This window comes from Streptomyces sp. NPDC008163, from assembly GCF_042956885.1.
In the GTDB taxonomy this organism is placed as follows: Bacteria; Actinomycetota; Actinomycetes; order Streptomycetales; family Streptomycetaceae; genus Streptomyces; species Streptomyces drozdowiczii_A.
The window spans coordinates 1-20,943 of the sequence record NZ_JBIBHG010000002.1 but is presented as its reverse complement, the minus strand read 5'-3'; the positions used below and the strand labels follow the sequence as shown (position 1 = coordinate 20,943).

The following is a 20,943-nucleotide window of genomic DNA, read 5'->3' as shown; positions in this document are numbered from 1 at the left end:
GTGCGGTGCCCACACGCCCCGGGGGCGAGGTGGGGTGCCCTGCACCATATCGACGGCGGCGCGGTGTTCATACGGTTCGGCGACATCACAGGAACACGCCGAGGAGCCGGTCACCATGCCCCGCAGCCGTACCGCCAGCAGAGCCCGCAGATCCCTCAGTGACATCCGTACCGTCGCCGTCCTGGCCGCAGCCGGTCTGCTGCTGACGGGCTGCACCGCCGCCGGGAAGGCGGGCGACTCCGACTCCGCGAAGTCCGCCGACGACGCGGCCGTCAAGGTCGGCCTGGTGTACTCCAGGACCGGGCTCCTCGCCGACTACGGCAAGCAGTACCGCGATGGCTTCATGGCCGGGCTCGACTACGCCACCAAGGGCACCCGCAAGGTCGCCGGACACCGCATCGAGGTCACCGAGCAGGACGACGCGGGCGACCCGGGCAAGGCCGTCTCCGCCGCGAAGAACCTCATCGGCAAGGGCTACAAGGTGCTGGCCGGCACCACCGACTCCGGCGTCGCGCTCCAGATGGCCCCGCTCGCCGCGCAGAACAAGGTGCTGTACGTCAGCGGACCGGCCGCCACCGACGCGGTGACCGGGATCAACGACTACACCTTCCGCTCCGGCCGCCAGTCCTACCAGGACATCCTGACGGCGGGCACGATGCTCGGCGACGCCAAGGGCAAGAAGGTCACGGTGCTCGCCCAGGACTCCACCTTCGGCCAGGCCAACGTGGCCGCCGTGAAGGCGGTGCTCGGCGGGAAGGGCGCCAAGGTCGGCTCGGTGCTGGCGCCGCCCAGCGCGACGGACCTGACGCCGTTCGCCCGGCAGGTCAAGGCGGGCGGCCCCGACCTGGTCTTCGTGGCCTGGGCCGGCTCCACCGCCCCGGCGCTGTGGACCGCGCTCGACCAGCAGGGGGTGCTCGGCGCGAGCAAGGTCGTCACCGGTCTGGCCGGCACCGCCTCGTACCCGATCTTCGGCGCCGCCGGGTCCAAGGTGTCGTTCCTGGCGCACTACTTCCCGGGCGCGGGCGGCGACAACGCCGTGGAGAAGGCGATGCTGGACGCGGTGAAGAAGGACGGCGGCAAGCCCGACCTGTTCACGCCGGACGGCTTCACGGCCGCCCAGATGATCGTGCACGCCGTCGAGAAGGGCGGCGCCACCGACACCGCCGCGATGGTCAAGGCCCTGGAGGGCTGGAGCTTCGACGGGGTCAAGGGGCAGACGCGGGTGCGCGGCGAGGACCACGCGCTGCTCCAGCCGATGTTCGTGGCCAAGCTGGAGGGCAAGGGCCCGACCGCCGAGCCGAAGCTGCTGGACACCGAGCAGCTGGACGCCGTCGCGCCGCCCGTGAAGCCCGCGGCGGGCTGAACCGTGACCGCACCCCACACCCTCGGGCAGGCGAGCCCGGCGGACCGGGAGACGCCGGTGCTCCGGCTGGCAGGACTCGGCTGGAGCGTCGGCGGCGCCACCATCGTCGAGGACGTCTCCCTGAGCGTCCGCGAGGGCGAGTTCCTGGCCTTCATCGGGCCCAACGGGGCGGGCAAGACCTCCCTGTTCAACCTGATCAGCGGGCTGAACCTGCCGACCGCGGGCCGGATCGAGCTGGACGGCGCCGAAATGACGGACCGGCCCGCGCACGTCCGGGCCCGGCGCGGCGTCGGCCGGACCTTCCAGACCTCCAGCCTGTGGCCCGCGATGACCGTCGCCGACCACGTACGGCTCGCCGCACAGGCGGCCCGGGGCGGCTCGTACCGGCTGTGGCGGCGCGCCGACCCGTACACCGCCGACGTGGCCGGCGTCCTGGAACGCACCGGCCTCGGCCACCGGGCCGGGGCCACGGCGGGCGAGCTGTCGCACGGCGAGAAGCGGAAGCTGGAGCTCGCCGTGCTGCTGGTGGGCGAGCCCCGGCTGATGCTGCTCGACGAGCCGATGGCCGGGGTCAGCGCCGAGGAGGTCCCCGCCCTCACCGAACTCATCCGCACCCTGCACCGCGAGGAGGGGCGCACGGTCCTCATGGTCGAACACCACATGGACGTCCTGCTCGGCCTCGCGGACCGGCTCGCCGTGATGCACCACGGCAGGCTGCTCGCCCTGGACACCCCGGAGGCGGTCACCGCCGACCCGGTCGTGCAGCAGGCGTACCTCGGGGAGGGACTGTGACGGAGCAACCCCTCCTGGACGTACGGGATCTGCGCGTCCTGATCGGCGGCCGGCACATCCTGCACGGCGTCGACCTGGACGTCACCGCGCACGGCGTCACCGCGCTCCTCGGGCGCAACGGCGCCGGGAAGACCACCACGGTCCGGGGCATCCTCGGGCTCGTCCCGCGCGCCGGGAGCGTCCGGCTCGACGGCGAGGAGACCGCGGGCCTGCCCACGCACGCCCTGGTCCGGCGCGGCATCGGCTACGCCCCCGAGGACCGGGGCATCTTCGCCGGGCTGACCGTCGCGGAGAACCTGCGCCTGGCCGAGCGGCGCGGCGCGGGCGAACCCGCGTACGGCCTGGTCCACGAGCTGTTCCCGGAACTCAAGCAGCGGGCCCGGCAGTTGGCCGGGACGCTGTCGGGCGGCCAGCAGCAGATGGTGGCCATCGGGCGCACCCTGCTCAACGCCAACCGGCTGATCATCGCGGACGAACCGACCAAGGGCCTGGCGCCGAAGGTGGTCACCGAGGTGGCCCAGGTGCTGGAACGGGCCGCCGAGGCGGTGCCGGTGCTCCTCGTGGAGCAGAACCTCGCCGTGGTGCGGCGGCTGGCCGGGCACTGCGTGGTCCTCGCCGACGGCCGCACCGCCCACCGGGGCCCGGCCGCCGAGCTGCTGGGCGACGCGGAGGCGGCCCGCACGCTGCTCGGTGTGGGCCACGGCCCGCTCCCCGCACACCCTTCCGTGAAGGCGGATTCCTGATGTCCACCCTCGTCCTGCTCACCATGACCGGTCTCGGTCTGGGGGCCCTCTACTTCCTCGTCGCGTCCGGACTCTCGCTGATCTTCGGCCTGATGGACGTGCTCAACTTCGCCCACGGGGCGCTGCTTTCCATCGGCGCGTACGGCACCTGGTGGGCCGCGGCCGGGAACCTCCCCGGCGCGGGCCCCGGCGGCGCCGGCTTCGTGCTCGCGGTCCTGTTCGGTACGGCGGTGGGCACCGCCGCCGCCGTGCTCCTCGAACTCGCGGTCGTCCGCCCGCTCTACACCCGGCCGCGCGAGCAGGTGCTCGCCACGGTCGGGGTGGGACTCGCGGTGCCCGCGCTGCTCTCCGGCGTCTGGGGCTCGGACGCCCACACCTTCCCCGGGCCCGAGGCGCTGTCCGGCACCTTCGGGCTGCTGGGCGCGCAGGTCCCGGTCAACCGGCTGGTCCTGGTGGGCGCGGCGGTCGTGGTGCTGGTCGCGCTCCGGCTGTTCCTCGGGCGGACCCGGCACGGCCTGGTCGTCCGGGCCGGTGTCGAGGACCGGGCGATGGTCACCGCGCTCGGCATCGACGTCCGCAAGGCGTTCACGCTGGTCTTCGCGATCGGCGGCTGCGCGGCGGCGCTGGGCGGGGCGCTCGGCGGGCTGTACTTCGGCTCGGTCGACCCGCGTCAGGGGACCTCGCTGCTCATCTTCGCGTTCGTCGTCGTGGTCACCGGCGGCATGGGCTCGGTGACCGGCGCCGCCGTGGCGTCGGTGGTCATCGGCCTGGTCCAGCAGTTCGCCAACTACTACACCGCAGCGGGGCTCGGCGATCTGGCGGTCGTCGTCCTGCTCGCCGTGCTGCTGCTGATCCGGCCGCGCGGACTGACGGGGAGGCTCGCGTGAGCACCGCCACCGACACACCCGACCGCACCGCGGGCCGCACCGCCGCGGGACCGGCCCCCGCCGGACGCTTCCGGCCGCTGCGCTGGTGGCCCGCCGCCGTCCTGCTGGTCCTGGTGATCGCGCCGTTCAGCGCGGTGCCGGTGCCGGGCCTGCTGGACGGGCCGCTGGGCTCGGCGGGAAGCCTGCAACTCCTGGCGACCTGCCTGCTGTTCGGCGCCCTGGCCACCGGTTACGACCTGCTGCTGGGGCGGACCGGGCTGCTCTCCTTCGGCCACGCCCTGTACTTCGCGGCGGGCGGCTACGCCACCAATCTGTTCCTGCTGGAGGCGGGGCTGCCGTTCGCGCTCGCCGCGGTCCTCGGGCTGCTCTTCGGGATCGCGCTCGCCCTGGCCCTGGGCTCGGTGAGCCTGCGCGTGACCGGCATCGGCTTCTCCATGGTGACCCTGGCCTTCGCGCAGGCGGGCTCGATCCTGGTCTCCCGCAACCCCGGCGGGGTCACGGGCGGCGAGGAGGGCCGGGCTGCCCCGTCGGACCTGCTGCCGTCCTCGCTGGTCGGCATCGACAACACCGCGAACCTGTACTGGATCGCGCTGGCCTACCTGGTCCTGACCCTGGGCGTCGTCCACTGGGCGGTCCGCTCCCCCACCGGCCGGGTCTGGGAGGGCATCAAGGAGAACGAGCGCCGGGTGGAGGTCCTGGGCCTGAAGCCGTACGGGTTCAAGCTGACGGCCTTCGTGGTCGCGGGGGCCCTCGCCGCGCTCGGCGGGATCGTGCACCTGCTGCTCACGGGCGGCTCGACCCCGCAGACGACCACCTCGGACTTCACGCTGTCGCTGCTGGTGATGGTGGTCCTCGGCGGCTCGGGCACCCGGTGGGGCCCGATGGTCGGCGGCATCCTGTACACCTGGGCCGACCACCGGCTCGGCGATCTCGCCGGGTCCGGCACGGTCGCGGACCTGCCGGCGGTGCTGCGCGTACCGCTGTCGCAGCCGTTGTTCCTGCTCGGCGTGGTGTTCGTGGCCGTGGTACATCTGCTGCCCGGCGGCCTGGCCCGCCTTCCGTCCCGGCTCAGGGGCGCGTCCAACCGTAAGGAGACCGGAGTCAGTTGAGCCCGCTCGCGGAGTACGAAGAGATCGAAGTCCCCGTGCGCGGGGGCTCCCTGGCGGCCCTGCGCTGGCCGGCCGCCGACCCGGCGGCCCCGGTCGTGGTGGCCCTGCACGGGATCACCTCCAACGCCCTGTCCTGGGCGGCGGTGGCCCGGCTGCTGGACGGCCGGGTCACGCTGGTCGCCCCGGACCTGCGCGGCCGGGCCGGGAGCGCGCGGCTGCCGGGCCCGTACGGGATCGCCGCGCACACCGACGACATCGCCGCCCTGACCGAGGCCCTGGGCCGGGACCGGGTGGTCCTCGCGGGCCACTCGATGGGCGCGTTCGTGGCGGCCCTCGCGGCGGTGCGCCACCCGGACCGCTTCGGACCGCTGCTGCTCGTGGACGGCGGCATCGGCTTCCCGGCGCCGACGCACCTGACGCCGGACGAGCTGATGACGGCGGTGATCGGCCCGGCGATGGACCGGCTGTCGATGACCTTCCCGGACCGGGGTGCCTACCGGGCGTTCTGGCAGGCGCATCCGGCGTTCGCGGGGGCGTGGTCGGACGAGGTGGACGCGTACATCCAGCGCGACCTGACGGGCGAGGAGCCGGAGCTGCGCTCGTCGTGCCGGATCGAGGCGATCCGCACGGACGGGGTCGGCCTGTTCGACGAGGAGGTCCTGTCCGCGGTGCGGAAGCTGCCCGTCGACGCGACGCTGCTGTGGGCCGCGCGCGGCCTGATGGACGAGGAGCAGGGCCTGTACGACGAGGGCCGGCTCGCCGCCGCCGGTCTGGACGGGACCCGGGTGGAGCCGGTCGCGGTGAAGGACGTGAACCACTACACGGTCCTCACCGGCGACCGGGGCGGCCGGGAGATCGCGGACCGGCTGGTGGCGCTGGCGCGGGGCTGAGAGCCCGTACGAGCGGGGCCCGGCGTGCATGCCGGGCCCCGCTCGTCGTGGTCGGTCAGGCGGTGCAGCCGCTGTCCGCGATGACGAAGTAGCCGGCCGGGGTCTCCTTCAGGGTGTGGCTGACGAAGACGTTGTACAGGCCCATGTTCTGGTTGGAGCCGTTCGCGTAGACGTACCCGCCGGACATGTGCGCCCGGCCCGCCGTGACGTGGGCGTAGTTGGTGGCGGTGTAGCACTGCGCGGGGTCGGGGTCGCCCGGGTCACCGGGGTCCCCCGGGTCACCGGGATCGCCCGGGTCGGTGCCGCCGTCCAGGCCCCAGAAGACGCCCGTGTAGTACGTGGAGCAGAGGGTGTTCAGGAAGTACGCGGCCGTCGAGCCGCACTGCTGGGCACCCGAGCCGGGGCTGACCGGCAGACCGTGGCCCATGCCGGAGACCGAGTACATCTCCACCGCGGGCTGCCCGGACGCGTCGTTGTAGACGGTGCGGGTGGTGCTGCCGGGGAGGCTGTCCGTGGACGACGGGGTCTGGCTGATGCCCCACACATTGGTCCACTGGTCCCGCAGGGCCGTGGCGTTGGCCGGGTAGACCGTGTAGTCCGAGGTGCCCTGCCAGATCGCGACCCGGGGCCACGGGCCCTTGTAGCCCGGGTACGCGGCGCGGACCTTGTCGCCCCACTGCGCGGGCGTCAGCTTCTGCGGGCCCGTCTGGCAGCCCGATGCGGCGGCCTGGCTGGTCGCGCACTGGGCGGGCAGCCCGGAGGCCACCGAGCCGCCCGCGAAGACGTCCGGGTAGGCGGCGAGCAGGTCGGCGGTCATCCCGCCGCCGGCCGAGAGCCCGGTGACGTACACCCGGCGCCCGTCGGAGCCGTAGGTCTTCTTCGCGTAGTCGACCATCTGCACGATCGACGCGGCCTCGCCCTTGCCCCGGGTGTCCTCGTTCGGGTCGAACCAGCCGAAGCAGGACAGCGCGTTGTTCGCCGATGTGGTCTGCGGGAAGACGACGGCGAAGCCCCACTCGTCGGCGAACTTCGGCCAGCCGGAGTTGGTGTAGTAGGCGTCGGCGGTCTGCGTGCAGCCGTGCAGGGCGACGACCAGCGGGGCGTTCGCGGGGAGTCCTGCGGGGGTGTACGCGTACATCTGGAGGTTGCCGGGGTTCGAGCCGAAGCCGGTCACCTGCTGGAGACCGGAGGCAGCGGCGGCGGGCTGCGCGGTGGTGACGCTCAGCGTCGCCGCGAGCAGTCCGAGGACGGCCGTCGCCGCGATGCGGCGGCAGAGGCGTTTCAGGATCGGTGGGCGCACGGGTGCTTTCTCCCTGCCGTGGGGGTACGGGTTGCTGCCGGAACCTACGAGCGGCACCGGCCCCCGCCCATGGGACCGGTGGCCACACCCCGGCCCCCGCTGTGTGCCCCGACGCCCTTGCGCGGCGGGGCCCGGCGGTGGACCCGGAGGAGCGGTACCCGGCGGTCCCGGTCCGGCGGCCGCCCGGGGACCCGCACCATGTACGCCGCCACCATGCGCCGCTACGCGGGTGTGTGCACCGACGCCGTGTGACGCGGGCCCGCGCGTACCTACGGTGACGGCCATGGAGACTTCCCGCAGACCGGATCACCAGCCCGCCGCCGCCCCCGCGCAGGCGCCCGCAGAACCCGTCCTGGCCGGGCGCACCGCACTGGTGACCGGGGCGGCGAGCGGCATCGGGCGGGCCTGTGCGCAGGCGCTCGCCGCTGCGGGCGCCCATGTGCACGTCGTGGACCGGGCCGGTGAGGCCGCCGAGCAGCTGGCGAAGGAGCTGGGCGGGACGGCCTGGGTGGTGGACCTGTCCGAGCCCGACGTCGTGGACACCCTGCCGGCCGATGTGGACGTGGTGGTCAACAACGCGGGCATCCAGCACGTGGCGCCGGTGCACGAGTTCCCGCCGGACCGGTTCGCGCTGATCCAGCGCGTGATGGTGGAGACCCCGTTCCGCGTCTTGCGCCGGACCCTGCCGGGCATGTACGAACGCGGCTGGGGGCGCGTGGTCAACATCTCCTCGGTGCACGGGCTGCGCGCGAGCCCGTACAAATCGGCCTATGTCACGGCCAAGCACGCACTGGAGGGGCTGAGCAAGGTGGTCGCGCTCGAAGCGGCGGAGCACGGGGTGACGAGCAACTGCGTCTGCCCCGGATACGTGCGTACCCCGCTGGTGGAGAACCAGATCGCCGACCAGGCCCGCACGCACGGCATCTCCGAGGAGGAGGTGATCGGGCGGGTGATGCTGGAACGCAGCGCGCTCAAGCGGCTGATCGAACCGGCGGACGTCGCCGAGGCGGTCCTGTGGCTGTGCGGCCCGCGCACCGGGCACATCACCGGCTCCTCGCTCTCCATGGACGGCGGCTGGACCGCGAACTGACCCGCCCGCCCGAACCCCCGAGGAACCCTGGACGCCATGCCTGAACCGCTCCCCGCCGCCGCGCCCCACCTCCGGCGCCTGTTCGACCTGCTGGCCGACGACGCCCCGGCCGAGGCGCTGGGGGCGGTCTCCTCGCAGGCGCGGGCGGACGGGGTGCCCGCCGAGGAGCTGGCGGAGGTGGAGCGGGCGACGGCGACCGCGCTGCGGATCAGGAGCGCGCTGCGCCAGCACCGGCGGCGCGAGGCCCAGCTGACCGCGCTGTTCGACACGGCGGGCGACCTGGCGGCTTCCCGGGACCTGGACGACGTGCTGAAGGCGATCGTGCGGCGGGCCAGGATGCTGCTGGGCACGGACACCGCGTATCTGACGCTGCCGGACGAGGAGGCCGGGGACACCTACATGCGGGTCACCGACGGCTCGGTCTCGGTGCTCTTCCAGCGGCTGCGCCTTGAGCTGGGCGAGGGGCTGGGCGGCCTGGTGGCGCAGACGGCGAGCCCGTACGCGACGCCGGACTACCGCACCGACGACCGCTTCCGCCACACCCGCAACATCAACGCCGGGGTGCTGGACGAGGGCCTGGTGGCGATCCTGGGCGTGCCGCTGCTGCTGGGGTCGAGCCGGGGCGGTACGGGAAAGGTGATCGGCGTCCTGTTCGCGGCGGACCGCTCGCCCCGGGTCTTCAGCCCGGACGAGGTGGCCCTGCTCTGCTCGCTGGCGGCGCACGCGGCGATCGCCATCGACACGGCCCGCGCGCTCGCCGACACGACGGCCGCGCTGGCCGAACTGGCCGAGGCGAACGCGGAGCTGGCCGAGGCCAACGCCTCGGTGCGGGCGCACTCGGCGGCCATGCGGCGGGCGGAGGAGTCGCACGACCGGCTCACCGACCTGGTGCTGCGCGGCCGGGACGTCAAGGACGTGGCGGCGGCGGTCGCCGGGCTGCTCGGCTCGCCGCTGACCATCCACGACCCGGGCGGCCGCCCGCTGGCCGCCGTCCGCCCGGACGGTTCGGGCTTCGCCGCCGACAGCATGGACGCCGGCTGGCTGGCGGAGGCGGCCGAGGAGTCGCGTACGGGCGCGCGGGCGGTGCACCGCGACGGGCGGGTGGTGTGCGCGGTGCTCGCCGGACAGGAGCTGCTGGCCGGGCTCGTCCTGCACCGGGCCCGCCCGCTGGACGACTCGGACCGGCGGCTGTTCGAGCGGTCGGCGGTGGTGACGGGCCTGCTGTTGCTACTGCGGCGCACGGTGGCCGAGACGGAGAACCGGATACGCGGTGAGCTCATCGCGGACCTGCTGTCGGACCCGGCCCGTGACCCGGCGGGGCTGGCCGAGCGGGGCCGCCGCCTGGGCATCGACCTGGACCGCCCGCATCTGCTGCTCGTGGCGGAGACCGGGGCGCGCGAGCGTCTCGCCCCGGCCGCGATGCGCTTCCTGTTCGGCGGCGAGCACCAGGGCGTGAGCGCCGAACACGCGGGCGCGGTGGTGCTGTTGACGGAGGACACCGGCACGGCTGCGGGCGCGGCGGCCCGGGCGGCGGCGGCCCAGCTGGGGCAGCTGGCCCAGGCCCCCGTCACGGTGGCGGCCGCAGGTCCGGCCCGGGGCCCCGGCGAGCTGGCCGCCGCGTACGCGGAGGCGGCGCGCTGTCTGCGGGCGATGCGGGTGCTGGGGCGGAGCGGCGAGGGCGCGTGCGTGGAGGAGCTGGGGTTCCTGGGCGTGGTGCTGGGCAACGCGCAGGACGTGGACGGCTTCGTGGCGGCGGCCCTGGGGCCGCTGCTGGAGTACGACGCGCAGCGCGGCACGCATCTGGTGCGGACGCTGAGCGCGTACTTCGGGGCGGGCGGCAGCCTGATCCGGGCCAAGGACGAGCTGCACGTCCATGTGAACACAGTGGTGCAGCGGCTGGACCGCATCCAGGTGCTCCTGGGCCGCGACTGGAACGAGCCGGACCGGGCGCTGGAGCTCCAGCTGGCACTGCGGCTGCACCTGTTGTCGGGGGCCTCGCGGGACACGCGGCCGGCCTGACGGGCAGAATCCGGAATCGTGACGATCACCGCGCGCGCCCTGAACCGGGCGACCCTCAGCCGTCAACTGCTGCTGGCCCGTGAGCCGCTGACCGCGTCCGAGGGGGTGCGGCGGGTGGTCGCGCTCCAGGCCCAGCATCCGGCGTCCCCGTACATCGCCCTGTGGAACCGGCTCTCGGGCTTCACCCCGGAAGCGCTCGACGCGGCCTTCGCCGAGCGGTCGGTGGTCAAGGCGACGCTCATGCGGATCACGCTGCACGCGGTGCACGCCGAGGACTACCCGGCCTTCCGGGCGGCGGTGCGGCCGGTGCTGTACGCCTCGCGGCTGGGCTCCCGCTTCACCGCGTCCGGGCTCACCTCGGCCGACGGCGAGGAACTGGTCGCGGAGGTCGTGGAGTTCGCCCGTACGCCGAGGACGTCGGCGGAGATCCAGGCGTGGCTGGCCGAGCGCTTCGGCGCGGAGCGGAAGGATGCGGTGTGGTGGGGCATGAAGACGTACGCCCCGCTCCATCACGTCCCGACCGGCCCGCCGTGGTCCTTCGGCGCGCGGGCCTCGTTCGTCGCGGCGGGCGCGGGGCCCGCGCCCCGGGGCCGGACGGTGGACCGGGCGGCGCTGCGCGCGCTGATCCTGCGCTACCTGGCCGGGTTCGGCCCGGCGTCGGTCGCGGACGTGGCGCAGTTCTCGATGGTGGGGCGGGCGCCGGTCCGGGCGGAGCTGGCGGCCATGGCGGACGAGGTGGAGCGTCTGGAGGGGGTGGACGGGGAGGCGTTGTTCGACCTCCCGAACGCGCCCCGGCCGGACGCCGGCACCCCCGCCCCGTCCCGGCTCATGGCGATGTGGGACTCCACGCTGCTGGCGTACGCGGACCGGAGCCGGGTGATACCGCCGGAGTACCGCCCGCTGGTGATCCGGCGCAACGGTGACGTGCTGCCGACCCTGCTGGTGGACGGCCTGGTCGCGGGCGTGTGGCGTCCGACGGCCGAGGGGGTCGAGGCCACGGCGTTCCGTCCGCTGCCGGCCGCCGTGTGGGACGAACTGGGTGCGGAGGCCGAGGCGTTGACCGCCTTCCTCGGCGACCGCGAGCGGGTGGTCTACAACCGCTACCACCACTGGTGGACGAAGCTTCCGGACGCAGAGGTGCGGATGCTCTAGGTCCTGCCCGGCGGCGGGTGCGGGGCGCGGAAGGTGAAGGCGTCGGGGGTGTCGCCCTTGGCGCGGAGCAGGGCGACCCGGTCCATCGCCTCCTGGACGCTCGGGCGGTGTCCGGCCGGGACCCACCACAGGGCCGAGTGGTGCTCGGCCAGGCGCTCGAACCATTCGCGGCGGCGGGCCAGGACCCTGAGGTGGTCACTGCGGTACACGTACGCCTTCAGCGCCTCGACCGACTCCCAGACCGAGCAGTTGATCAGGAAGAGGTCGTCACCGTCCTCCGGGCGGAGGCTCGTGGCGTCGGCGCCCTCCCCGTCCACCATCCGCCAGACGAAGCCGGGGGCGTGGTCGGCGAGGGCGTTGATCTCGGGGAGCTGTGCGACGAAGTCGGCGATCTGCGGACTGCCGAGCGGGGCGAGGAGGCGCCCGACGTTGACCTGGGCAAGGTGGAAGTCGTTCACGGGCTCAAGCATGGCCGGGTGAACCTTCTAAAGTCAACGGATTCTTTTTTAGACTTCGCCGGTCCCTTCGGGCCCCTCGATCGCGACACAACAGCCTTCCGGCAGCGGGTCCATGGCGGCGCTCCAGCCCTCGGCGAGCAGCCCCTCGATGCCGGCGAGGTTCATCCCGCAGACCAGAGCCGGGAATTGCTCCGCCAGCGCGTGGAACGGGCAGTTGTTGAGACGGAGTTTCCCGCAGTCCCAGTACGGCTCGTAGCCGCGCTCCCGCAGCGCGTGGACGGGGTCCGCCGCGCCCGCCGCCTGCCCGGCGGCGCGGGCCGCCGCCTGCAACTCGGTGTCGAGCCCGGCGCGTTCGACGACCTCCGCGAGCAGCCGGCTCACGGTGTCGTACGACCGCGGCGGCACGGAGACGGCGTGCTCGCCGTCCGCCCGCCGGTACAGCTTGGACGGCCGCCCGGCGCCGGGTCCGGTGCGGCCGGAGAGCCGCCGGAACGTGGTCTCCAGGAGCCCGGCGTCCACGAGCTTGTCCAGATGGAACGCGGCCACGGCCCGCGTCACCCCGGCCGCGTCGGCGGCGGCGTCCCGCGTGACGTCGCCCTGGGCGGCGGCCACGTGCCGGTACAGCCCGCGGCGTACGGGGTCCCCGAGCATCGCTAGCGCGTCCAGGGCGGCGTCATCACTGCTCACGGGCCCGAGTCTAGGCCGCACGCCTCTCGGGGGCGCTGCCCCCGAACCCCCGCCGCTCAAGCGCCGCGGGGGCTTGAGCTGGCCGCCGCCCTTCGCCCGCGGCAAGGGACCCACCCCGGCGCAAACCAAGCCCCGCCGGCGGTGAGGCGCGGGGTCCGGGGCGGCGCCCCGAAGACCAGCCCCTGCGGCACTTGAGCAGCGGGGTGCGGGGCGGCGCCCCGGTTTCGGGAAGGGGCGGGGAGGGGAGGAAAGCCCGCCCGCTAGACTGGCCGCGTCGTCACTATGCCCGTTCAGGGGGAAGCCGGTGCGAATCCGGCGCTGACCCGCAGCCGTAAACCGCCGCAAGGCGAAAGTCGGAATGCCCTGTCCGAGTCGTGACCGGCTCACGCCGCCGGAACCCCGGCGGCCCGCCCCGTCGAGGTATACGGAGCCGGAGCCCGGTGCCGTGTGTGCCTGCCCCGGCCCCCAGGAGAGGCACCACCCGCCATGACCGCACGCCGCAGCGCCGCCGCGCTCGCCGTCACCGCCGCCGCGCTCTGCGCGGCCGCCGCCCCGGCCGCCGTCGCCGCGCCGTCTCCGTCGCCCTCCCCCTCGGTTGCGCTGCCCTCCGGGCTCTACGGCACCGGCGACCCGACGTACGACGGGGTGTGGCGGCAGTCGCTCGCGTTCCTCGCGCAGCAGGCCGTGGGCGTGACCCCGGCCACGAAGGCCGTCGACTGGCTGACCGGCCAGCAGTGCGACAGCGGCGCGTTCCCCGCGTACCGCCCGGACGCCTCCACGCCCTGCACCGACAAGACGATGGTCGACACCAACGCGACGGCCGCCGCCGCCCAGGCCCTGCGCGCGGTCGGCGGGCACCAGGACGCCGTCGCGAACGCGGTCAGCTGGCTCAAGTCCGTCCAGAACGAGGACGGCGGCTGGGGCTACACCGCCGGCAGCCCCAGCGACGCGAACTCCACGTCGATCGTGATCGGCACCCTCGCCCGGGCCGGCGAGAAGCTGGGCGACGTCACGACGCACGGCGGCAAGACCCCGTACGCCGCGCTGCTCACGTTCTCCATCCCCTGCGGCGGCAAGGACGGCGGGGCCTTCGCCTACCAGCCCGACAAGGCCGGCAAGCTCGCCCCCAACGGTGACGCCACCGCCGCAGGAGTCCTCGGCGCGCTCGGCAAGGGCCTGGTCGTCTCGGACAACGCGGCCGTGAAGGACCCCGCCTGCCACAAGGGCTCCCCGCTGAAGCCCGAGCAGGCCGCCCAGAACGGCGCCGCCTGGCTCACCACCGCCCTCGCCAAGAGCGGCCACCTCGACGCCGCCCCGATGCCCGGCGCGGAGGACAGCGCCCCGCAGCCCGACTTCGGCAACACCGCCGACGCGGTCGTCGCCCTGTCCGCCGCCGGGCACAAGGACAAGGCGGCCGGCCCGGTCGCCTGGCTCAAGAAGAACTCCGCCGCCTGGGCCGAGCAGAGCGGCCCCGCCGCCTACGCCCAGCTGATCCTGGCCGCCCACGCGACCGGCGCCGACGTCCACGACTTCGGCGGCGCCGACCTCGTCTCCCGGCTGAACGCGACCGGCCCCGAGCCGGCCGCCGTGAAGAAGCCGCAGCCGACGGCCACGGAGGACGAGGAGAAGAAGGACAGCGGCGACGGCGACGGCATCGGCGGCGTCTGGTGGTTCGTCGGCATCGGCCTCGCGGTCGGCGCGGGCGCCGGCTTCCTGATCAGCGGCCGCCGCAAGAACCAGCAGCTGTGAGCCGCCTCGCACGGGCGCTCGTGCTCCTCGTCGTCGGCGGCGTCCTGGCGCTGCTCGGCGCGGGCGCGGCCCAGGCGGCGGGCTACCGCTACTGGTCGTTCTGGGAGGGCTCGGCGGACGGCTGGTCGTACGCCACCCAGGGGCCCTCGCTCGTACGGCCCGAGGACGGCTCGGTGCAGGGTTTCCGCTTCTCGGTGAGCGCGGACTCCCAGGACGCCTCCAAGCCGCGCCGCGCGCCCGACTTCGAGAAGGTCTGCGCGGACACCCCGGCGAAGGACGGCAGCAAGCGCGTCGCGGTCGTCATCGACCCGGGCACCGCGGCCGACGCGCCGGACGGGGAGACCCCGCCCCCGCCGCGGGCCGCCTGCGCGCGGGTCGCGAAGGACGCGAGCGGCGCGGAGGCGCTGGCGGCGGTCGCCAAGCCGCTGCGGTACGACGCGAGCGCGATGCTCTGCGCGATCTCCGGCTACCCGGCCACCGGCTGCGGCGAGCAGGTCTCCGAGACCGGCGGCACGGACGGCGGCGCTGCGAACGGCGGCACGGACGGCGGCAGCGCGGCGCCCACCACGGCCGCCCCCACCTCCGCCCACGGCGACGACGGCGGCCCGTCCGCCGGCATCCTCGTCGGGATCGGCGCCGTGCTGCTCCTCGGCATCGCCGCAGTCGCGCAGGCCCGCCGCCGCCGCGGATGACCGGCTCGACGGCCGGCCGCACGGACACCGCGACGGACCGGCTCCCCGCCTGGCGCGCCCCCGCCGCGACGCGCTCCAACGCGTTGCCGGCCGGGGCGTGGTGGCTGTGGGCGCTGGGCCTGGCCACCGCCGCGTCCCGGACCACCAACCCGCTGCTGCTCGGCCTGCTGGTCGGCGTCGCGGGTTACGTGGTGGCCGCGCGCCGCACGGACGCGCCGTGGGCCAGGTCGTACGGCATGTTCATCCGGATCGGGCTCTTCGTGATCGCGGTCCGGCTGCTGTTCTCCGTCTTCCTCGGCTCCCCGATCCCCGGCACGCACACCCTGTTCACGCTGCCCGAGGTGCCGATGCCCGACTGGGCGAAGGGCGTCCGGATCGGCGGCCGGGTCACCGCCGAGCAGCTGGTGTTCGCGCTGTACGACGGGGCGAAGCTGGCGGCCCTGCTGATCTGCGTCGGCGCGGCGAACTCCCTCGCCAACCCGGCCCGGCTGCTGAAGTCGCTGCCCGGCGCGCTGTACGAGGCCGGGGTCGCCGTCGTCGTGGCCATGACGTTCGCGCCGAACATGGTCGCCGACGTGCTGCGGCTGCGCACCGCCCGCCGGCTGCGCGGCCGGCCGACCGGCGGTGTGCGGGCCGTCCTCCAGATCGGGCTGCCGGTCCTGGAGGGCGCCCTCGAACGGTCGGTCGCCGTGGCCGCCTCCATGGACGCGCGGGGTTACGGGCGTACCGCCCAGGTCCCGGCCGCCGTCCGGCACACCACGAACGTCCTGACGCTCGGCGGGCTGCTCGGCGTCTGCGCCGGTACGTACGGGCTGCTCGCCGCCGAGGGCGCCGGCTACGGGATGCCGCTGCTCGCCGCCGGTCTCGCCGCCGCGATGGCGGGGCTCCGGCTCGGCGGGGCGCGTTCGGTGCGGACCCGCTACCGGCCCGACCGGTGGGGCGTCCGGGCCTGGACGGTCGCCGGGTCCGGCGCGGCGGTCGCGGCGGCGATGATCTGGGCCGGGAACGCCGATCCGGCCGCGCTGCACCCCGGGGTCGTACCGCTGACCGCTCCCGTGCTGCCGCTGTGGCCGGCCGCCGCCGTGCTGCTGGGGCTGCTTCCGGCGGTGGTCGCGCCCGTCCCGCCCTCCCCCACAGGCTTCCAGGAGCGCGTGTGATCCGGTTCGACGCTGTTTCGGTGCGGTACGAGGGGGCCGAGCGCCCCACGCTCTCGGGGGTCGACCTGACGATCCCGGAGGGTGAGCTGGTGCTGCTCGTCGGCCCCTCCGGGGTCGGCAAGTCCACGCTGCTCGGGGCCGTCTCGGGTCTGGTGCCGCACTTCACGGGCGGCCGGCTGACCGGGCGGGTCACCGTGGACGGGCGCGACACCCGGACGCACAAGCCCCGTGAGCTGGCGGACCTGGTCGGCACGGTGGGCCAGGACCCCCTGGCGCACTTCGTGACGGACACGGTCGAGGACGAGCTCGCCTACGGCATGGAGTCGCTGGGTCTGGCCCCGGGCGTGATGCGGCGGCGGGTCGAGGAGACCCTCGACCTGCTGGGCCTGGCCGGACTGCGCGACCGCCCGATCGCCACCCTCTCCGGCGGCCAGCAGCAGCGGGTCGCGATCGGCTCGGTCCTCACCCCGCACCCTCGCGTCCTGGTCCTGGACGAGCCGACGTCCGCGCTGGACCCCGCGGCCGCCGAGGAGGTCCTCGCGGTCCTCCAACGGCTCGTCCACGACCTGGGCACCACGGTCCTGATGGCGGAACACCGCCTTGAGCGCGTGGTGCAGTACGCGGACCAGGTCGTCCTGCTCCCCTCGCCGGGCGCCGCCCCGGTGATGGGCACGCCCGCCGAGGTGATGTCGGTCTCCCCCGTACACCCCCCGGTCGTCGCGCTCGGCCGCCTCGCGGGCTGGGACCCGGTGCCCCTCACGGTCCGGGACGCCCGGCGCAGGGCCGGCGAACTGCGCGACCGGCTGGCGGACGTGACCCCGGGGGCGGCGGACGAGGACGCGCCCCGGCCCGCGATGCCCGCCGCCCCCCTTCCCGAGCCCCGGCCCGCCCCCTCCCGGGGCGCCCTCGCCCGGCTGTTCCGGCGCGACCCGCACGAAGCCCCCGAACCCGCCGCCGGCGCCCCCGCCGCCCGGGCGGAACGGCTCGGCGTCCGGCGCGGGCGCGTCGAGGCGCTGCGCCGGGTCTCGCTCACCGTCCGGGCCGGGGAGACCGTGGCCCTGATGGGGCGCAACGGCGCGGGCAAGTCCACGCTGCTCGGCGCCCTCGTCGGCATGGTCGAGCCCACCTCCGGCACCGTCCTGACCGGGGGCCTGCCCCCGCACCGGACGCCGCCGCGCGAGATGGTGCGCCGCGTCGGCCTCGTACCGCAGGAGCCGCGCGATCTGCTGTACGCGGACACGGTCGCCGCCGAGTGCGCGGCGGCCGATACCGACGCCGGGGCGGAGCCGGGCAGCTGCCGGGCCCTGGTCTCGGAGCTGCTGCCGGGGGTCGGCGACGACACGCACCCCCGCGATCTGTCCGAGGGGCAGCGCCTCGCCCTGGCCCTCGCCCTGGTGCTGACCGCCAGGCCGCCGCTGCTGCTCCTGGACGAGCCGACCCGGGGTCTGGACTACGCGGCGAAGGCCCGGCTGGTCGGGGTGCTGCGCGCGCTGGCCGCCGAGGGCCACGCGATCGTGCTCGCCACCCACGACGTGGAGCTGGCCGCCGAGCTGGCGCACCGGGTGGTGATCCTCGCCGACGGGGAGGTCGTCGCGGACGGCCCGACCGCCGAGGTCGTGGTGTCCTCGCCCGCGTTCGCCCCGCAGACCGCCAAGGTCCTCGCCCCGCAGGAATGGCTCACCGTCTCCCAGGTGCGCGCGGCCCTGGGGGGTGGCGCGTGAGCGAGGTGCGCAGGCGCGGCCGCCCGGTCCGGCTGGGCCCCCGGGCGGTCGTCGCGCTGGTGCTGATCAGCGCGATCGGGATCGCCGCCTTCGGGTGGCCGCTGCTCGCGGACCGGGACTCGGGGCTCGCGCACGCGCAGGACGCGCCGTGGCTGTTCGCGGCGCTGCTGCCGCTGCTGGTCGGGGTGGTGGTCGCGATGATCGCGGACGCCGGGCTCGACGCGAAGGCGGTCGCGATGCTGGGGGTGCTGGCGGCGGTCGGGGCGGCGCTGCGCCCGCTGGGGGCGGGCACGGCGGGGCTTGAGCCGATGTTCTTCCTGATGGTGCTGAGCGGGCGGGTGCTGGGGCCGGGCTTCGGCTTCGTGCTGGGGTCCGTGACGATGTTCGCGTCCGCGCTGCTGACCGGCGGAGTGGGGCCGTGGATGCCGTTCCAGATGCTGTCGATGAGCTGGTTCACGATGGGCGCGGGGCTGCTGCCGGGTCCGGACCGGCTGCGCGGGCGCGGCGAGCTGCTGATGCTCGCGGGCTATGGAGCCGTCGCCTCGTTCGCGTACGGGACGATCATGAATCTGTACGGGTGGACGATCGTGCCGGGCCTCGCCTCGGGCATCTCGTTCCGGCCCGGTGACCCGCTGGGCGACAATCTGGTCCGCTTCTTCGCCTACTGCGCGACGACCTCGCTCGGCTGGGACCTGGGCCGGGCCGTGCTCACGGTGGTGCTGACGCTGACGGTCGGGGCGCCGCTGCTGAAGGCGCTGCGGCGGGCCACGCGGCGCGCTTCCTTCGAGGCCCAGGTCACATTCGGCACTCCTGGCGAGTGAGGGCACCCACAGGACCTTGGTCCTGTACGAAGCGGCTTAGGAGCCCCGTCCGGCGCCGAGTGGTCCCCGCCGTACCGCACCCGACCTGCCATGAAGCGGTTTGGGGTGGTTCGGGACCTTCGGCCCCGGGTGCGAGGCGGGGTCGTAACAGGGGTCGTTGCCACGGCTGAACGGACTCGCTAAGACTGGATCCCGTCGCCGAGCACCGCAGGGTCCTCACCAGGGATCGCGGTCAACGAACGCCGGTCAGCGCAGGATTCGGACCGAGCCGCGACTCCCCCGTTCCCGACGTTAGGTTCCCTGTGACGTTCGCCCGTAACCTCATCGCCAAGCCCCGCACCACCCGTCGTAAGGCCGCCATCGCAGGCGCCTCCGTGCTGCTGGGCGCCACCGGCATCGGCCTGGGTGTCTCCCCGGCCATGGCGGCCCCGTCCGCCGCACCGACCTCTGCCGGGAGTGCCCAGGACACGGCGAAGCAGATGATCGGTGACGACGCCCAGTTCCAGTGCTTCAGCAACATCGTCAGCCACGAGAGCGGCTGGAACCCGAGCGCGACGAACGCCTCCTCCGGCGCCTACGGCCTGGTCCAGGCCCTGCCCGGTTCGAAGATGGCGTCCGCCGGCTCGGACTGGAAGACCAACCCCGGCACGCAGATCAAGTGGGGCATGGACTACATGAACTCCCGCTACGGCAGCCCCTGTGGCGCCTGGTCCTTCTGGCAGGCCCACAACTGGTACTGAGCCGGACCGGCTTGAACCAGTGAACCCGAAGCCCCGACCGCACCGCGGCCGGGGCTTCGGCCTGTCGGGGGTCAGCCACCGAGCCGAACAGGCGTACGGGGATCATGGCGGCCATGCATGCCCTGCTCTCCGCCTTCGCCCCCATCTGGGTCCTGACCGGCATCGGTTACGCGGTCGGGCGCGGCGGGCTGCTCGGGGAGCAGGCGGAGGCCGTGCTCGGCCGGTTCGTCTTCCATGTGGCCATGCCCGCCGCCCTGTTCACGATGGTGTCGGGGGCGAGTCCGGACGTGTTCGGCCATCCGTCGATGGTGGCGTTCGCGGCGAGCACGGCGGTGGCGGCCGGGACCGGGTTCGTCCTCGTCCGGCGGGTCTTCGGCCGGGGGCGGGCGGAGGCGGCGATCGGCGCCATGTCCTCGGGCCATGTGAACTCCGCGAACCTGGGCATCCCGGTGGCGGCGCAGGTGCTGGGCGACGCCTCGTTCGTCGCGCAGGTCATCCTCTTCCAGGTGCTGGTGCTCTCGCCGGTGATCCTGACGCTGCTGGACTCCGGGACGCGCGGGGCGGAGGGGCGGCGCCCCGGTGGCGGGGTGCGGCGGCTGCTCGCGATGCCCCTGCGCAACCCGATCATCCTGGCCTCGCTGCTCGGCGTGGCCGTCTCCGCGACGGGCCTTCGGCTGCCGGCCGCCGTGACGCACCCGTGCGAGGTGCTGGGCGCGGCGGCGGTGCCGACGGCCCTGATCACGCTCGGCCTGTCGCTGCACCGGGGGCCGGACGGCGGCGGGGGCCGGGCGCGCCGGGAGCGGGCGGAGACGGCGGCCGTGGTGGCCGTGAAGACGCTGGGCCAGCCGCTGGCCGCGCTGCTCGTGGCGGGCCCGCTGCTGCACCTCCCCGAGCACCAGCTGCTCGCGGTCGTGCTGTGCGCGGCGCTGCCCACCGCCCAGAACTCCTTCATCTACGCCCGCGAGTACGGCCTCGGCACCGGGCCCGCCCGCGACGCGATCGTGGCCTCCACGCTGGTGTCGATGGTCACGCTGTCGGTGGCCGCGTGGGCGCTGGGGTCTTAGGCCCTGTCGTCACATTGCCGTCGTCCGCCCGGAGGGCGGGCCGGGCGGCGTCAGGTGCGTGCTCTCGGCGTGCCGGCCCCAGACCCCTGTACTGGATGTACTGGGGTCTGGGGCCGGTGCGGCGAGAGTGCGTGCATGGCGTCGCCCGGCAGACGGGAATGTGACGACAGGGCCTAGGTGTATTGACCCGCAGCGTTGTTAATCCGGCTGATGGGTGGCTTGCCGTTCAGTGCGGTGTGGCTTCGGTGGTGGTTGTAGGTGTGGAGGAAGTCTGCCAGGGCTCTGATGCGTTCGTCGTTGGATCGGTAGGGCCGCTGGTAGGCCCACTCGTCGGCGAGGGTGCGGTTGAAGCGTTCGACCTTGCCGTTGGTCTGGGGCCGGTAGGGCCTGGTGCGTTTGTGGGTGATGCCGGCCGTGGCCAGTGCGTGGGTGAACAGCTTCGACTTGTAGCAGGAGCCGTTGTCGGTCAGGACGCGTTCGACGGTGATGCCGTGGGCGGCGAAGAACGC

The 20,943-nt window shown here is 74.5% G+C and carries 20 protein-coding genes and 1 riboswitch; of the genes, 16 read left to right on the top strand and 4 right to left on the bottom strand.

Annotated elements, in window-relative coordinates:
* Positions 1-115 precede the first annotated feature (115 nt).
* The 6 genes from ACFZAT_RS05210 to ACFZAT_RS05185 are packed head-to-tail and all read left to right on the top strand — an operon-like array spanning position 116 to position 5,784.
* On the top strand, positions 116-1,363 hold the full coding sequence (locus ACFZAT_RS05210; RefSeq protein ID WP_391260367.1) for an ABC transporter substrate-binding protein: 1,248 nt from the start codon (positions 116-118) through the stop codon (positions 1,361-1,363).
* A 3-nt stretch (positions 1,364-1,366) separates the two neighbouring features.
* Positions 1,367-2,155: an ATP-binding cassette domain-containing protein gene (locus ACFZAT_RS05205; RefSeq protein ID WP_391260364.1), complete on the top strand. Its 789-nt coding sequence runs from the start codon at positions 1,367-1,369 to the stop codon at positions 2,153-2,155.
* On the top strand, positions 2,152-2,898 hold the full coding sequence (locus ACFZAT_RS05200; protein WP_018103408.1) for an ABC transporter ATP-binding protein: 747 nt from the start codon (positions 2,152-2,154) through the stop codon (positions 2,896-2,898). The genes ACFZAT_RS05205 and ACFZAT_RS05200 overlap by 4 nt, the downstream gene beginning before the upstream one ends.
* The gene (locus ACFZAT_RS05195) at positions 2,898-3,785 is read left to right on the top strand and encodes a branched-chain amino acid ABC transporter permease (RefSeq protein ID WP_391260360.1); all 888 of its coding nucleotides are present in this window, start codon (positions 2,898-2,900) and stop codon (positions 3,783-3,785) included. The genes ACFZAT_RS05200 and ACFZAT_RS05195 overlap by 1 nt, the downstream gene beginning before the upstream one ends.
* Positions 3,782-4,894: a branched-chain amino acid ABC transporter permease gene (locus ACFZAT_RS05190; RefSeq protein ID WP_391260357.1), complete on the top strand. Its 1,113-nt coding sequence runs from the start codon at positions 3,782-3,784 to the stop codon at positions 4,892-4,894. Before ACFZAT_RS05195 ends, ACFZAT_RS05190 begins: the two co-directional genes overlap by 4 nt.
* Positions 4,891-5,784 (top strand): alpha/beta fold hydrolase, encoded by an 894-nt coding sequence (locus tag ACFZAT_RS05185; RefSeq protein WP_391260354.1) that lies wholly within the window; start codon positions 4,891-4,893, stop codon positions 5,782-5,784. Before ACFZAT_RS05190 ends, ACFZAT_RS05185 begins: the two co-directional genes overlap by 4 nt.
* A gap of 55 nt (positions 5,785-5,839) precedes the next feature.
* On the opposite strand, the gene ACFZAT_RS05180 is transcribed toward ACFZAT_RS05185, so the two are convergent.
* Positions 5,840-7,084 (bottom strand): PHB depolymerase family esterase, encoded by a 1,245-nt coding sequence (locus ACFZAT_RS05180; RefSeq protein ID WP_391260351.1) that lies wholly within the window; start codon positions 7,082-7,084, stop codon positions 5,840-5,842.
* A 283-nt stretch (positions 7,085-7,367) separates the two neighbouring features.
* Here ACFZAT_RS05180 and ACFZAT_RS05175 point away from each other — a divergent pair, with 283 nt between their 5' ends.
* From ACFZAT_RS05175 to ACFZAT_RS05165, 3 genes are read left to right on the top strand one after another with little or no spacing between them, the layout of a single operon-like run.
* Complete coding sequence (locus tag ACFZAT_RS05175; RefSeq protein WP_391260348.1) at positions 7,368-8,174, top strand: 3-hydroxybutyrate dehydrogenase; 807 nt, start codon at positions 7,368-7,370, stop codon at positions 8,172-8,174.
* Positions 8,175-8,210: 36 nt separating this feature from the next.
* The gene (locus ACFZAT_RS05170) at positions 8,211-10,193 is read left to right on the top strand and encodes a GAF domain-containing protein (protein ID WP_391260345.1); all 1,983 of its coding nucleotides are present in this window, start codon (positions 8,211-8,213) and stop codon (positions 10,191-10,193) included.
* An 18-nt stretch (positions 10,194-10,211) separates the two neighbouring features.
* A complete protein-coding gene (locus tag ACFZAT_RS05165) occupies positions 10,212-11,345 on the top strand; it encodes a DNA glycosylase AlkZ-like family protein (RefSeq protein WP_391260342.1) in 1,134 nt (377 codons plus the stop codon).
* Here the strand turns inward: ACFZAT_RS05165 and ACFZAT_RS05160 are convergent.
* Positions 11,342-11,803: a DUF3291 domain-containing protein gene (locus ACFZAT_RS05160; RefSeq protein WP_391261628.1), complete on the bottom strand. Its 462-nt coding sequence runs from the start codon at positions 11,801-11,803 to the stop codon at positions 11,342-11,344. The genes ACFZAT_RS05165 and ACFZAT_RS05160 overlap by 4 nt on opposite strands.
* Before the next feature lie 48 nt (positions 11,804-11,851).
* On the bottom strand, positions 11,852-12,490 hold the full coding sequence (locus ACFZAT_RS05155; protein WP_391260338.1) for a helix-turn-helix domain-containing protein: 639 nt from the start codon (positions 12,488-12,490) through the stop codon (positions 11,852-11,854).
* Between the two features lie 292 nt (positions 12,491-12,782).
* Positions 12,783-12,854: riboswitch (cobalamin riboswitch) on the top strand.
* A 122-nt stretch (positions 12,855-12,976) separates the two neighbouring features.
* Here ACFZAT_RS05155 and ACFZAT_RS05150 point away from each other — a divergent pair.
* The 7 genes from ACFZAT_RS05150 (at position 12,977) to ACFZAT_RS05120 (ending at position 20,434) form a co-directional block, all read left to right on the top strand.
* Positions 12,977-14,239 carry a prenyltransferase/squalene oxidase repeat-containing protein gene (locus tag ACFZAT_RS05150; RefSeq protein ID WP_391260335.1) on the top strand — a complete coding sequence of 421 codons (1,263 nt, stop codon included), beginning with the start codon at positions 12,977-12,979 and terminating at the stop codon, positions 14,237-14,239.
* Entirely contained in the window at positions 14,236-14,931 is a 696-nt protein-coding gene (locus ACFZAT_RS05145; RefSeq protein ID WP_391260332.1) for an SCO2322 family protein, read from the top strand. The genes ACFZAT_RS05150 and ACFZAT_RS05145 overlap by 4 nt, the downstream gene beginning before the upstream one ends.
* Positions 14,928-16,088 (top strand): energy-coupling factor transporter transmembrane protein EcfT, encoded by a 1,161-nt coding sequence (locus ACFZAT_RS05140; RefSeq protein WP_391260330.1) that lies wholly within the window; start codon positions 14,928-14,930, stop codon positions 16,086-16,088. Before ACFZAT_RS05145 ends, ACFZAT_RS05140 begins: the two co-directional genes overlap by 4 nt.
* Entirely contained in the window at positions 16,085-17,809 is a 1,725-nt protein-coding gene (locus ACFZAT_RS05135; protein WP_391260327.1) for an ATP-binding cassette domain-containing protein, read from the top strand. The genes ACFZAT_RS05140 and ACFZAT_RS05135 overlap by 4 nt, the downstream gene beginning before the upstream one ends.
* Positions 17,761-18,630: an ECF transporter S component gene (locus ACFZAT_RS05130; protein WP_391260324.1), complete on the top strand. Its 870-nt coding sequence runs from the start codon at positions 17,761-17,763 to the stop codon at positions 18,628-18,630. The genes ACFZAT_RS05135 and ACFZAT_RS05130 overlap by 49 nt, the downstream gene beginning before the upstream one ends.
* 302 nt (positions 18,631-18,932) lie before the next feature.
* Positions 18,933-19,370 (top strand): transglycosylase SLT domain-containing protein, encoded by a 438-nt coding sequence (locus ACFZAT_RS05125; protein ID WP_391260321.1) that lies wholly within the window; start codon positions 18,933-18,935, stop codon positions 19,368-19,370.
* Positions 19,371-19,474: 104 nt separating this feature from the next.
* Positions 19,475-20,434, top strand: a complete 960-nt coding sequence (locus tag ACFZAT_RS05120) for an AEC family transporter (RefSeq protein WP_391260317.1) — start codon at positions 19,475-19,477, stop codon at positions 20,432-20,434.
* A 173-nt stretch (positions 20,435-20,607) separates the two neighbouring features.
* Here ACFZAT_RS05120 and ACFZAT_RS05115 read toward each other — a convergent pair.
* Positions 20,608-20,943, bottom strand: a 336-nt coding sequence (locus tag ACFZAT_RS05115) for an integrase core domain-containing protein (protein WP_391260314.1), incomplete at its 5' end; no start/stop codon positions are given.

Excerpts from the sequence above, each read along its gene's own strand:
- ACFZAT_RS05170 (WP_391260345.1), top strand. The coding sequence starts at position 8,211 with ATGCCTGAACCGCTCCCCGCCGCCGCGCCCCACCTCCGGCGCCTGTTC.
- ACFZAT_RS05210 (WP_391260367.1), top strand. The coding sequence starts at position 116 with ATGCCCCGCAGCCGTACCGCCAGCAGAGCCCGCAGATCCCTCAGTGAC.
- ACFZAT_RS05150 (WP_391260335.1), top strand. The coding sequence starts at position 12,977 with ATGACCGCACGCCGCAGCGCCGCCGCGCTCGCCGTCACCGCCGCCGCG.
- ACFZAT_RS05130 (WP_391260324.1), top strand. The coding sequence starts at position 17,761 with ATGGCTCACCGTCTCCCAGGTGCGCGCGGCCCTGGGGGGTGGCGCGTG.
- ACFZAT_RS05195 (WP_391260360.1), top strand. The coding sequence starts at position 2,898 with ATGTCCACCCTCGTCCTGCTCACCATGACCGGTCTCGGTCTGGGGGCC.
- ACFZAT_RS05175 (WP_391260348.1), top strand. The coding sequence starts at position 7,368 with ATGGAGACTTCCCGCAGACCGGATCACCAGCCCGCCGCCGCCCCCGCG.
- ACFZAT_RS05120 (WP_391260317.1), top strand. The coding sequence starts at position 19,475 with ATGGCGGCCATGCATGCCCTGCTCTCCGCCTTCGCCCCCATCTGGGTC.
- ACFZAT_RS05140 (WP_391260330.1), top strand. The coding sequence starts at position 14,928 with ATGACCGGCTCGACGGCCGGCCGCACGGACACCGCGACGGACCGGCTC.